At 74.0% G+C, this 11,775-nt stretch carries 12 protein-coding genes and 1 pseudogene; 9 read left to right on the top strand and 4 right to left on the bottom strand.

What is annotated here, in order from left to right; genetic code table 11:
- Nucleotides 1-33: 33 nt before the first annotated feature.
- On the top strand, nucleotides 34-816 hold the full coding sequence (locus ACGF3A_RS41000) for an IclR family transcriptional regulator (protein ID WP_393735837.1): 783 nt from the start codon (nucleotides 34-36) through the stop codon (nucleotides 814-816).
- Between the two features lie 105 nt (nucleotides 817-921).
- Nucleotides 922-2,274 (top strand): SLC13 family permease, encoded by a 1,353-nt coding sequence (locus ACGF3A_RS40995; protein WP_393735835.1) that lies wholly within the window; start codon nucleotides 922-924, stop codon nucleotides 2,272-2,274.
- A gap of 4 nt (nucleotides 2,275-2,278) precedes the next feature.
- Here ACGF3A_RS40995 and ACGF3A_RS40990 read toward each other — a convergent pair whose 3' ends face one another.
- A complete protein-coding gene (locus tag ACGF3A_RS40990; protein ID WP_393735833.1) occupies nucleotides 2,279-2,692 on the bottom strand; it encodes a MerR family transcriptional regulator in 414 nt (137 codons plus the stop codon).
- 62 nt (nucleotides 2,693-2,754) lie between these two features.
- On the opposite strand from ACGF3A_RS40990, the pseudogene ACGF3A_RS40985 reads away from it, so the two are divergent.
- Nucleotides 2,755-4,125: pseudogene (locus ACGF3A_RS40985) on the top strand (DHA2 family efflux MFS transporter permease subunit); the annotation flags it as partial.
- Here ACGF3A_RS40985 and ACGF3A_RS40980 read toward each other — a convergent pair.
- Entirely contained in the window at nucleotides 4,091-5,335 is a 1,245-nt protein-coding gene (locus ACGF3A_RS40980) for an MFS transporter (RefSeq protein ID WP_393735831.1), read from the bottom strand. The pseudogene ACGF3A_RS40985 and the gene ACGF3A_RS40980 overlap by 35 nt on opposite strands.
- A 105-nt stretch (nucleotides 5,336-5,440) precedes the next feature.
- On the opposite strand from ACGF3A_RS40980, the gene ACGF3A_RS40975 reads away from it, so the two are divergent.
- The 3 genes from ACGF3A_RS40975 to ACGF3A_RS40965 all read left to right on the top strand — a co-directional run bounded on the left by ACGF3A_RS40975 (nucleotide 5,441) and on the right by ACGF3A_RS40965 (nucleotide 7,081).
- On the top strand, nucleotides 5,441-6,016 hold the full coding sequence (locus ACGF3A_RS40975; RefSeq protein ID WP_393735829.1) for a CGNR zinc finger domain-containing protein: 576 nt from the start codon (nucleotides 5,441-5,443) through the stop codon (nucleotides 6,014-6,016).
- A 175-nt stretch (nucleotides 6,017-6,191) separates the two neighbouring features.
- Nucleotides 6,192-6,629, top strand: a complete 438-nt coding sequence (locus tag ACGF3A_RS40970; protein WP_393735827.1) for a hypothetical protein — start codon at nucleotides 6,192-6,194, stop codon at nucleotides 6,627-6,629.
- A 5-nt stretch (nucleotides 6,630-6,634) separates the two neighbouring features.
- The gene (locus tag ACGF3A_RS40965) at nucleotides 6,635-7,081 is read left to right on the top strand and encodes a hypothetical protein (RefSeq protein WP_393735825.1); all 447 of its coding nucleotides are present in this window, start codon (nucleotides 6,635-6,637) and stop codon (nucleotides 7,079-7,081) included.
- A gap of 34 nt (nucleotides 7,082-7,115) precedes the next feature.
- Here ACGF3A_RS40965 and ACGF3A_RS40960 read toward each other — a convergent pair whose 3' ends face one another.
- Together ACGF3A_RS40960 and ACGF3A_RS40955 are read right to left on the bottom strand one after the other, a co-directional pair.
- Nucleotides 7,116-7,511, bottom strand: coding sequence for a RidA family protein (locus ACGF3A_RS40960; protein ID WP_393735992.1), 396 nt, complete (start codon nucleotides 7,509-7,511; stop codon nucleotides 7,116-7,118).
- A gap of 62 nt (nucleotides 7,512-7,573) precedes the next feature.
- Nucleotides 7,574-8,737: an acyl-CoA dehydrogenase family protein gene (locus tag ACGF3A_RS40955; protein WP_393735823.1), complete on the bottom strand. Its 1,164-nt coding sequence runs from the start codon at nucleotides 8,735-8,737 to the stop codon at nucleotides 7,574-7,576.
- 143 nt (nucleotides 8,738-8,880) lie between these two features.
- On the opposite strand from ACGF3A_RS40955, the gene ACGF3A_RS40950 reads away from it, so the two are divergent.
- From ACGF3A_RS40950 to ACGF3A_RS40940, 3 genes are read left to right on the top strand one after another with little or no spacing between them, the layout of a single operon-like run.
- Nucleotides 8,881-10,542, top strand: a complete 1,662-nt coding sequence (locus tag ACGF3A_RS40950) for an AMP-binding protein (RefSeq protein WP_393735821.1) — start codon at nucleotides 8,881-8,883, stop codon at nucleotides 10,540-10,542.
- 5 nt (nucleotides 10,543-10,547) lie between these two features.
- A complete protein-coding gene (locus ACGF3A_RS40945) occupies nucleotides 10,548-11,390 on the top strand; it encodes a PaaX family transcriptional regulator C-terminal domain-containing protein (RefSeq protein WP_393735819.1) in 843 nt (280 codons plus the stop codon).
- A gap of 16 nt (nucleotides 11,391-11,406) precedes the next feature.
- Nucleotides 11,407-11,604 carry a DUF3099 domain-containing protein gene (locus ACGF3A_RS40940; protein ID WP_393735817.1) on the top strand — a complete coding sequence of 66 codons (198 nt, stop codon included), beginning with the start codon at nucleotides 11,407-11,409 and terminating at the stop codon, nucleotides 11,602-11,604.
- Nucleotides 11,605-11,775 lie beyond the last annotated feature (171 nt).

The following is an 11,775-nucleotide window of genomic DNA, read 5'->3' as shown; positions in this document are numbered from 1 at the left end:
GTCAATGGACCTACGGCGGCCAGGAGTTCGCGGATGCAGAACGTGCTCAACACGCTGCGGGTGCTCGACGAGGTCGCCGCCCGCCAGCCGGTCGGCGTATCGGACCTGGCCAGGGCGCTGGAGCTGCCCAAGAGCACCGTGCAACGCGCGCTGCTCACGCTGCGCGAGGCGGGCTGGCTGCGGCAGACGGAGGGCGACGGCGGCGGCGCCGGGCGCTGGGTGCTCACGACGAAGCCGCTGCTCCTCGGCCGCCACGCGACGGGCGAACTGGGGCTGCGCGACGTGGCGGTGCCGGTGATGGAGGATCTCCGCCGCCGCTGCGACGAGACCGTTCACCTGGCCGTTCCGGAGGGCGGCAAGGTGGTGCTGATCGAGCGGCTGGAGACCTCGCAGCCGGTGCGGATCATCCTGCCGCTGGGCAAGAACCTCCCGCTGCACGCCTCGGCGAACGGCAAGGCCGTGCTCGCCGCGAGCACCCCCGAGGAGATCGAGCGGCACCTGACCGAGGAGCTGCCGCGCTTCACGGAGACGACCGTGACCGACACCGCCGCGCTGCGCGAGGAGCTGGCCGCGATCCGGGAGCGGGGCTACGCGACGAACGACGGCGAGTGGCGCACGGATGTCTCGGCCACCGCCTCGGCCGTTCTCGGCCCCTCGGGACAGCCCGTCGCGAGCCTCAGCATCAACATCCCCAGCAGCCGCCTGACCAGCGCTTCCCGTGCGGAGCACGCGGAGTTGGTGCGCGAGGCGGCCGACCGCGTGGGCACCGCGCTCGGCGGTGGACCCGACAGAGGACTCTCACGCCGCACCCCTTGACGGGTGTGACGTGGGTCTCAATACTTCCCTGCTCGAAAGACGTATTCCGCAGGGCGGAATGCGCGATGCCCGCTGCCCACGGCCTAGCTAAGGCGGGGAAGCCTTGTGTCAGATCACGTCATCGCCATCATCGGACTCGCTCTCGTATTCGCCGTCTCCACCACTCTCTCCGTGCACATGGGGGTATTGGCGTTCGTCGCCGCCTTCGTGGTCGGCACGGCGTTCGCCGGACAGTCGGCGGACCAGATCTTCGCGGGATTCCCGGGGGATCTCTTCGTCGTACTCGTCGGCGTCACCTTCCTTTTCGCCATCGCCCGTGACAACGGCACCGTGGACTGGCTCGTCCATGTCTGCATGAAGGCCGTCGGCGGCCGTACGGCGCTGATGCCCTGGGTGATGTTCCTGGTCACAGCCCTGCTCGCCGGGGTCGGCGCGGTGACGCCCGCCGCCGTCGGCATCATCGCGCCCATCGGGCTGAGCGTCGCCAAGAGGTACGGGATCAATCCGTTCCTCATGGGCGTCTTCATCGCCAACGGCGGCAGCGCGGGCGGGTTCTCCCCCATCGGCGTATTCGGCACCATCACGAATGGCGTCGTCGAAAGGAACGACATTCCGGGAAGCCCGGGAACGGTTTTCCTCGTCTCGCTCGCCTTCAATCTCGCCCTCAACGCGGTCGCGTTCCTGCTCTTCGGCGGACGACGGCTGATCGGCCACCGCGTACGCACGGAGCCGGAGCCGGACCCCGAACCGTCCGGCGGCGGGGGCGTCCCCGCGCCGTCCGCACGCCCCTCGCCGGGCGGTGGCGCCGTCACCGTCGTCGAGCCCGAGGAGGACCGGCTCACGGCCGCCACCGGACCCGTACGGCTCGACCTCGCGCGCTCCCTCACCCTGCTCGGCATCCTCGGACTGGTCGTCGGCGCGCTCTTCTTCGACCTCGACGTCGGCCTGTTGGCGCTCAGCGTGGCCGCCGTCCTGTCGTTCGTCTCGCCCGCCGCCGCCGAGGGCGCGGCGGACAAGTGCGCGTGGGGCACCGTGCTGCTGGTCTGCGGGATCGTGACCTACGTGAGCCTGATGGAGCACCTCGGCACCATCGACTGGCTCGGCGACCGGGTGGCCTCGATCGACGCGCCGCTCCTCGCGGCGCTGCTGATCTGCCTGATCGGGGCCGTGGTCACCGTCTTCGCCTCCACCACCGGCATCCTCGGCGCCCTGATCCCCCTCGCCGTCCCGCTGCTGGCGGACGGCGACGTGAGCGCGATCGGCCTCGTCGCGGCGCTCGCGGTCAGCTCCTCGATCGTGGACGCCTCGCCCTTCTCGACCAGCGGCGCGCTGGTGACCGCCAACACCCCCGCCGACCAGCGGGAGTTCGTCTTCCGCCGCCTGATGGTCTGGGGCTTCACCCTCGTCCCGCTCATCCCCCTGGTGAGCTGGGGCCTCCTGGTCGTCCCGGGCTGGTGACCACTCAGCGCGGAGGCAGCCGGGCGTCGATCTCCGCGCCCAGGTACGGGCACTGCTCGACGGGGTGGTCGCTGGGGCAGTCGAGCAGATGGACCAGGTACGCGCGGGCGCTGCGCAGCCCCTCCAGCTGCGCGTCGCAGCGCGCGACCCGGCCGCGTACGACCGCGCGCCAGTCCTGGTCGTCCGTGCCGCCCTCCAGGAGCGCGGCGATCTCCGGCAGGCTCATCCGCGCGGTGTCCTGAAGGAGCTGGATCAGCGCCACGCGGCGGATGTCCGCGTCGCCGTACACCCGGCGGCCGGACCTCCGCGCGGGCGCGAGCAGCCCGGACTTCTCCCACCAGTGCAGCGTCGAGACGGCGACGCCGAAGCGCGCCGCGACCTCGCCGACCCCCCGGCCCGTACTGCTTTCCGTTGACATCAAGCCGACTTTAGGTCGCAGGGTGTGCCTCCCGAAAGTCGTTTTCAACAAGGGATGGCTCCATGGCCCACGTGCCCCCTGTCTCCTCGGCTCCCGGATGGCGGCTGCCGTTCGGCCTCATGCTCGGCTCGTTCCTCGTCCTGCTCGACGTCTCGATCGTGACCGTCGCCCTGCCCGGCATCGGCGCGGACCTGGGGGCCGGGGCCTCCGGGCTGCAGTGGGTCGTGGACGCGTACACGCTCGCGCTGTCCGCGCTGCTGCTCTCCGCTGGCGTGCTCAGCGACCGTTACGGGCGCAAGCGCGGCTATCTCGCGGGCGTCGCGCTCTTCACGGTGGCGTCGCTGCTCTGCGGGGTCGCGCCCGGCGCCGGGACGCTGATCACGGCCCGGGCCCTCCAGGGGGCGGGCGCCGCGCTGGTGTTCACCGGCACGCTCTCGCATCTCGTACGGGCCTACCCCGACCCCCGCGCACGCGCCCGGATGCTCGGGATCAACGGCTCGGTCGGCGGCTCCGCGATCGTCGTCGGACCGCTGCTGGGCGGGCTGCTCGTGGACACCGTCGGCTGGAGCGGCATCTTCCTGATCAACCTGCCGGTGGGCCTCATGGCGTTCTGGCTCGGGGCGCGCGAACTGCCCGAGAGCGCCGACCCCGGGCACGGCTCGTTCGACCCGTGGGGGCAGGTGCTGGCGCTCGTGCTGCTGGGCACGCTGACGTTCGGCCTGATCGGGACCCGCGAGCACGACTGGACCTCGCCGGTGACGGCGGGCCCGCTGGCGGTGGCGGCCGTGACGCTGGCGCTGTTCGTACGGGCCGAACTGCGGGGCGCGCGGCCGATGCTGCCGGTGACGCTCTTCCGGGACCGCCGGTTCACGGTGCCGAACGTCTGCTCATTCGTGCTGGGCTTCGGCACCAGCGCGGTCTTCTTCCTGCTGTCGCTCTACCTGCAGCAGGTGCGGGGCCGTTCGGCGACGGGCGCGGGGCTGCTCTTCCTGCCACTGACCCTCGCGCTGTGCGCGGTCGCACCGTTCGCCACCCGGCTGTGCGGCCGGTACGGGCCGTACCGGGTGATGGCCGTCGGCTACCTCGTCTCGGGCGCCGGGCTGGCGGGGCTGGTGCTGCTGGACACGGACTCGGGCACGGCCACGCTGACCGCCGTCTCGGTGGTGCTCGGCGCCGGGATGGGCGCCTCGATCGGACCGACCCAGCTCGCGGGCGTCCAGGCCCTGTCCGTACGGCGCTCGGGCTTCGCGGCGGCCTGCGTGAGCACGACGCGCCAGGTCGGCACCGCGCTGGGCGTGGCGGTGCTCGGGCTGATGGTCGTCGCGCACGACGGCCACGCGCCGGGCACGCCCGGGTTCGGGCGGGACTTCGTCGACGGTCTCCACACCGCCGGGCTGCTCACGGGGACGGCGACGGTGCTCGCCGCCGCCCTCGCCGCGTGGCTGTCCCGTACGGCCCCCGCCCCGGCCGCCCCCGCCGCCCCGGCCGCTCCAGCAGCGGCAACAGCCCCGCCGCCGCGAGCTGGAGCGCCGCGATCCCGAGCAGGAGAAGGCTCGGGTCGAGGCCCGCGCACACGCCGGTGAGCGCGGCGCCCGCCGAGGCGGCCGTGACCTTGAGTCCGGCGCCGAGCGTGAAGACCGGCGTACGGGCGCCGGGCGGCGCGTGGTCGGCGCGGATCCGGAGCGTGGTGGTGAGCAGCGGCCCGTCGCCCACCCCCGCGAGCGCGAAGAGCGCCACCGCACCGGCGAACGAGGGCACCAGCGCGGCCCCCGCCAGCGCCAGCCCCGTGGCCAGCAGGCTGAGCGCGGCGAGGCGGGAGGGCGCGAGCGGCGGCTCCCAGCGGGCCAGGGCGAGCGCCCCGCCGAGGGCGCCGACGGCGAACGCGGTCATCAGGACGCCGCCCCCGTCGGCGTCGCCCCGGTGGTCCGCGAGCAGCACGGCGGAGACGGCGAGCCCGCCGAGGCCGAGGTGCGCGACGGTCGTGGCCCCGGTGACGGCCCGCAGCGGCGCCACCCGCCACAGCGCCGCCACCCCCGCCCGCAGCACCCCGCGCCCGCCGGAGCCGTCGGCGGCCTCGCCCTGGGGCCCCACCCGCTCCGTACCGGCGCCCAGCGTCGTGGCGAGGGGCGCCGCGCAGGCCGCGGACGCCGCCATCAGGCCCGTGGCGGCGCCGGGCGAGGCGAGGGTCGCGGTCAGGCCGACGGCGGCGGGGCCGACGACCGAGGCCGTCGTGTAGGTCGCCGCGTCCAGCGCGTACGCCCGGTTCCGCACGGCGCCCTCCGGCGCGAGCCCGGCGACCAGGCTGGAGAGGCCGCCGGTGACGACGGGCCCGCAGCAGCCGCCCACCAGCGCGAGCAGGAGCGGTACGGGTGCCGCCGTACGTCCGACGGTGAGGGCGAGCCCGGCGATGGCGGCGGCGAACAGCGCGAGCGCGAGCCCGTGGAAGAGCGGCGGGCGGCGGGCCCGCGCGGCGAGCGCCCCGGCCAGCGGCGCGGCCACGGCGTGCGGCGCCATCCAGGCGGTGAGGACGAACGCGCCCGCCGCCGCGCTGTCGGTGCGGTCGAGGGCGAGCAGGGTGACGGCGACCGCCATGCCCTCGTCGGCCAGGCGCGCGAGAAACGCGGTGACCAGGTACGTCCGCATGCGAGGTCTCCCCCCTCCTTCGAGGCGTAACGGTTTCGGTGTAACGGCTTATACTCGTAAGGCGTTACAGACGTTACAGGGAGAGCACCGGGGAGGACAGAGCACATGGACGGACACACGAAAGGCTTCAGGCCGGGCCCCCGGCTGATCGACCTGGCCAACGCGCTGGACGAGGACCCCGCGCTCCCGCGCGACGCGCTCGCCGCGCTGCTCGTGGCGCACGGCGAGGCGCCCGGGGACGTGACGGAGGACGAGTTCGGCGAGCGGGACGCGGAGGCGCTGCGCGCCGCCGTCGCGCGGCTGCGCGCGCGGGTGCTGGCCGAGCCGGACACCGACCGCGCGGCCCGCGCGCTCAACGCGCTGCTGGCGGAGTGCGGCGCCCGCCCCCGGCTCTCCCGGCACGACGGGCACGCCTGGCATCTGCACGTGGACCGGGCCGACGACGTGAGCTGGGCCGACTGGTTCACGGCCGCCAGCGCGCACGCCCTGGCCCAACTCCTCAGCGAGCGCGGCCGGTCGGCCTGGGGCGTGTGCGCGGCCGAGGGCTGCGCGCGGGTCTTTTTGGACGACGGCCCGGGGACCCGGCGCCGCCACTGCTCGCCCGCCTGTGCCTCCCGCGCCCGCGTCGCGGCCCACCGGCGCCGCGTGCGCGCACCGGAGGACGGCGGTCCGCACCCGTGACCGACGGCGTAACGACGGCGTCCGTTTGTTCATGGATCAATAAAACCGCAGGTCAACTTATCCACGGGCCAGGCGACTTATCCCGCGATCAGTTTCCCGGTTCCGTGGAGATCGTCCGCATGCGTATGGCAGGCTTCCGCTGCCCCCTGCCACCGCCCGAAGAGGCTTCGTACCCATGCGTCCACGTACCGCAGCGGCAGCCGTCGCCGCACTAGCCGTCACTCTCGGCGGCTGTTCCCTCGGCCCTCTCGGCGAGGACGACGAGCCGAAGGCGACGAAGACGTTCCTGGAGCCGATGAAGCAGGAGTCCGCGGGCCGCACGGTGGTCTACGAGGTACGCGGTCCCGGCACGGCCAGCGTGCGCTTCGAGGACAGCGCCCCGGGGAAGGGCGCGGCCACCACGCTGCGCGACTCCGGCGCCGTCACGCTGCCCTGGAAGAAGACGGTGAAGGTCCCCAAGGGCACCGAGAGGGTCACGCTCACCGCGACGTCCCCCGCCGACCACTCGACGACGCCCCTCGCGTGCTCGGTCCTCGTGGACGGCGAGCTGGCGGGCTCGGACTCCGTGGACTCCTCGCAGGCGAGCTGCACGACCGACCTCCCGGAAAGGTGACCCAGGTGATCCCCCGCCTCCTCCGTCTCCCCCGCCCCGCGCGCGCCACCCGCTCCACGCGCGCCGCCGCGGCGGCCTCGGCGCTCGTCCTGGTCTCGGTCCCGCTCCTCAGCGGCTGCTCCGACGGCGGCAAGCACAAGGTCACGTACGAGGCGACGGGCTCCCAGCTCTTCGAGGTCGAGTACGACACCCCCGACGACCACGGCCGTTCCAAGAACGTCCGCAAGGTGGTCCGCCTGTCGTCCGACGGGACGCGGAAGTGGACGCGGACCATAGAGGTCGAGGACCCGGGCGCGTTCCGGATCAGCGCCGCGGGGTCCGGGCGGTACGCGAGCGTCTCCCGGGTCGCCTGCGCGGTCTCGGTCGACGGCGAGCTGAAGCAGAAGACCGTCTCCAAGACCGCGGGCGAGACCGTGTGGTGCAACGCGGACGGCTCGGACCGTACGGGCTGAGCCGCCCCCCCTGCGACAGCCCCTACGGCGGCACCTACGGCAGCACCGCGAGGCCGTCCAGCTCGATCCACGCGGCCTCGTCCCAGAGCCGGACGACGCCGATGACGGCCATCGCGGGATAGTCGCGGCCGACCAACTCGCGCCAGATCCGCCCGAGTTCGGGCGCGTGCCGCCGGTAGGCGGGGACGTCGGTGGTGTAGACGGTCACACGGGTGAGGTCGGCCGGAGTGCCGCCCGAGGCGGCCAGCGCGACCAGCAGGTTGGAGAGCGCCGCCTCGAACTGGCCGGGGAAGGTGTGCGCCGCGATCTTCCCGTCGCCGTCCAGCGCGGTCTGGCCCGCGAGGAAGACGAGCCGCGAGCCGGTCGCGGTGACGGCGTGCGAGAAGCCGGTCGGCGGCGACAGCTCGGGCGGGTTGACCCGGTCCAGCACCCGGTCGGCGGGGGCCACCCGGTCGGCGGGGACGTCGGAGGCGGGCCGGTCGGCGGGATCGGTCACCTGTAGAGCTCCTTCGCGATGAGGGTGCGCTGCACCTCGCTGGCGCCCTCGTAGATACGGGGGGCGCGGACCTCACGGTAGAGGTGTTCGAGCAGGTGGCCCTGGCGCAGGGCCACGGCTCCGTGGATCTGGACGGCGGCGTCGACGACGTACTGCGCGGTCTCGGTCGCCATGAGCTTGGCCATCGCCGCGCTCCGGGCGATGCCCTCGTCCTCCCGGTCGTACGCCGCCGCTGCCGCGTAGACGAGCAGCCGGGCCGCCTCCGTGCGGGTCGCCATCTCGGCCAACTGGTGCGAGACGGACTGGAGATCGCGCAGCACCCCGCCGAACGCGCGCCGCTCGGCGGCGTGCGCGAGCGAGGCGTCCAGCGCGGCCTGCGCCATGCCGACGGCGAACGCGCCGACGCTGGGCCGGAAGAGGTTGAGCGTGCGCATCGCGACGCCGAAGCCGCGCCCCGGCTCGCCGAGGAGGTCCTCGCGGGTGACGGGGACGCCGTCGAAGGTGAGCGTGCCGATGGGGTGCGGGGAGAGCATCGCGAGCGGCTCGCCGCGCAGCCCGGGACGGTCGGCGGGGACGAGGAACGCGCTGATGCCGCGCGCGCCGGGGGCCTCCCCCGTGCGGGCGAAGACGGAGTAGAAGTCGGCGTCGGGCGCGTTGGAGATCCAGGTCTTGGTGCCGGTCAGCCGCCAGGCGCCGCCGCTCTCGGCCGCACCGGGCTCGGGGTCGGCACGGAGCGTGAGCGCCGCGGCGTCGCTGCCCGCCTCGGGCTCGCTCAGCGCGAAGGCGGCGACGGCCCGCCCGGAGGCGGCCTCGCGCAGCCAGCGGCGGCGCTGCGCCTCGGTGCCCGCCTGGGCCACGGGCCCGGTGCCCAGGCCCTGGAGGGCGAGCGCGGTCTCGGCCTCGGGGCAGGAGTACGCCAGGGACTCGCGCAGCAGGCACAGCTCCAGGGCCCGTCCTGTGCCGCCCTTGCGTGCGGCGCCGGAGGCGGAGGCGGTGACCGCGCGGGCGAGCAGTCCCAGCTCGCCCAGCTCGGCGAGCAGGGCGTGGTTCACCCGTCCGGGCTCACCGCCCTCGGCGAGGGGCCGCAGCCGCTCAGCGGCCAGCTTCCGCAGCTGGTCGCACCACTCTCGCTGCTCGGGTTCCAGTGCGAACACGGACATGGCGGCTCCCTCCGTTCCCTCCGTCACGCTGCCCTCTGTATATCGCGGTATCTTGACTGTCGTCACCATCGCGTTACGCTCGACGGCATATTCGGCGCCCGGATCCACCGCCTTTCCCAAGGCCGCGAGGGGGCAGATCGACCATGCAGCTCAGCCCGTCCGCACATGTCGACACCTTCGCGCGCGACCATCTGCCGCCGCCCGACCAGTGGCCCGACCTCCTCCTGGACGACCTGGAGCCCCGCTACCCCGACCGTCTCAACTGCGGCGCCGAGCTGCTCGACGGGACCATCGCCCGTCTGGGCCCCGACCGCCCCGCCTTCCACACGGCGGACGGCGCCGAGCCCTGGTCGTACGGGACGCTCCAGCGCACCGTCGACCGGATCGCGCACGTGCTCACCGGCGAGATGGGCCTCGTGCCGGGCAACCGCGTGCTGCTGCGCGGCCCCACCACGCCCGCGCTCGCCGCGTGCTGGCTGGCGGTGATGAAGGCGGGCGGCGTCGCCGTGACCGTGCTGGCCGCGCAGCGCGCCCATGAGCTGAGCACCATCTGCCGCCTCGCCCGCGTGACCCACGCCCTGTGCGACGCGGACTCCGCAGACGAGCTGACGAAGGCCGCCGTGCCAGGGCTGAACGTGGCGCTCTTCGGCCGCGAGGACCCCGACGACCTGCTGACGAGGGCCGCACGCCAGCCGGACTCCTTCACCGCCGTATCGACCGCCGCCGACGACGTGGCGCTGATCGCCTACACCTCCGGCACCACCGGCAGACCGAAGGGGTGCGTGCACTTCCACCGCGACGTGCTCGCCATCGCGGACACGTTCTCCGCGCGGGTGCTGCGCCCGCGCCCCGACGACGTGTTCACCGGAAGCCCCCCGCTGGGCTTCACGTTCGGCCTCGGCGGGCTCGTGATCTTCCCGCTGCGCGCCGGGGCCTCGGCCCTGCTCGACCAGTGGAGCGGCGCCGAGCAGATGCTCAAGGTGATCGAACGGCACCGAATATCCGTCCTGTTCACCGCCCCGACCGCCTACCGCGGCATGCTCGCGAAGCTGGCGGCGCCGGACGACGGGACGGGCGAATCCGCGGTCAGCGTCGACGCGCTCGCCTCGCTGCGCCGCTGCGTCTCCGCGGGCGAACACCTGCCCGCCGCCACCTGGCACGCCTGGCACGAGCGCACGGGCCTGCGCATCATCGACGGCATCGGCGCCACCGAGATGCTCCACATCTTCATCTCCGCCTCGGACGACGAGATCAGGCCAGGGCATACGGGCGTCCCCGTGCCCGGCTTCGAGGCACGCGTGGTGGCGGCCGACGGCACGACGCCCGTCCCCGACGGCGAACCCGGCCTCCTCGCCGTCCGCGGCCCGGTCGGCTGCCGCTACCTCGACGACGAACGGCAGCTGGAGTACGTACGCGAGGGCTGGAACCTCACCGGGGACACCTATGTCCGAGAGCCGGACGGCTACTTCCGCTACATGGCCCGCGCGGACGACATGATCATCACGTCCGGCTACAACGTCGCGGGCCCCGAGGTCGAGGAGGCGCTCCTGCGCCATCCCGACGTCGCCGAGGCCGCCGTCGTCGGCCGCACGGACGAGAAGCGGGGCCAGGTCGTGGTGGCCCACGTGGTGCTCACGCCCGGCACACCCCCTGGGAGTGACATGGCCGAAACGCTACGCCAGTTCACCACTTCGGAGCTCACTCCCTACAAGTGCCCGCGCGAGATCATCTTTGCTGAATCGCTTCCGCGCACCCCCACGGGCAAACTCCAGCGCTACCGGCTGCGCGCGCCCGATCTAGAGTGACGGGCGTGGCAGAGCACTCGTCCCCCTCGCCGCCCACGGCGGCCCCCCGGCCCTCCCCCGGCTCCCTCATCCTGACCTTCTACGGCGCCTACGGGCGCGGCTTCTCCCGCGACGGCAGCGTGCCCGTCGCGACGCTGATCCGGCTGCTCGGGACGGTCGGCGTCGACCCGCCCTCCGTCCGCTCGGCCGTCTCCCGGCTCAAGCGGAGGGGCCTGCTCACCGCCGAGCGGCCCGGCAGCAAATCCGCCGGGTACGCCCCCTCTCCCGCCGCGCGCCAGCTCCTCGACGACGGCGACCGCCGCATCTACGCCCGCCCCAGGCCCGACGGCAACTGGCTGCTCGCGGTCTTCTCCGTGCCCGAAAGCGAACGCCAGCGGCGGCACGTGCTGCGCTCCCGCCTCGCCCGCCTCGGCTTCGGCAACGCGGCACCCGGCATCTGGATCGCGCCCTCCCACCTGGAGGAGGAGACCCGCCACACCCTCGCCCGCCTCGAACTCACCCCGTACGTCGACCTGTTCCGCGGCAGCCACGCGGGCTTCGAGCCGACGGCCGAGGCGGTGGCCCGCTGGTGGGACCTGGCCGCGATCGCCGCCCAGCACCGCGCGTTCCTCGCCGCGCACGAACCCGTGCTGCGCACCTGGTCGCGCCGGCGCCGGGTGCCGCCGGAGGCGGCGTACCGCGACTACCTCCCCGCCCTCGACGCCTGGCGCCGCCTCCCGTACGCCGACCCCGGCCTGCCGTCCCCTCTACTGCCGGAGGACTGGCCCGGCGAACGCTCCGCGAAGGTCTTCTTCGCCCTCCACGGCAAGCTGCGCGACGCGGGAGCCGAGTTCGCCGCTGCCGTGTGAGGCGTACCGTTGAAGTGTGCTTGCGCGGAGGCGTCGCCGCTATTTCGTGCTGATGACCGTGTGTCTGGTGCTGTTCATCAGTGCGTGGGCCTTCGTGCGGCTGTGGTCCGTGCCGGTCGCTGTCGCGATGTGTGTGGTGGCCATGGCGATCCCGCCCTGCGCCGCGATCGTCGCGAATCGCCGCGAGCGGGATGACCGCTGGTGGGACGAGTAGAGACTGCCCCTAACTGTGCATCGCGATCTGCGGGTGATCCCCGGCTGGCCGCGCAGTTCCCCGCGCCCCTGAGGCCTCAGGGGCGCGGGGGCCGGCGCGGCCCGCCCCCGCGCCCCCGCAGCCCGGGGGCCACCCCCGGGGGGCGCCCCAGCGGAGCCCGACACTGGCCAG

It is taken from the genome of Streptomyces sp. NPDC048172 (assembly GCF_043202595.1).
Classification (GTDB): Bacteria; Actinomycetota; Actinomycetes; order Streptomycetales; family Streptomycetaceae; genus Streptomyces.
The sequence above is the reverse complement of the archived record's forward strand: the minus strand, read 5'-3'. Positions and strand labels throughout refer to the sequence as shown.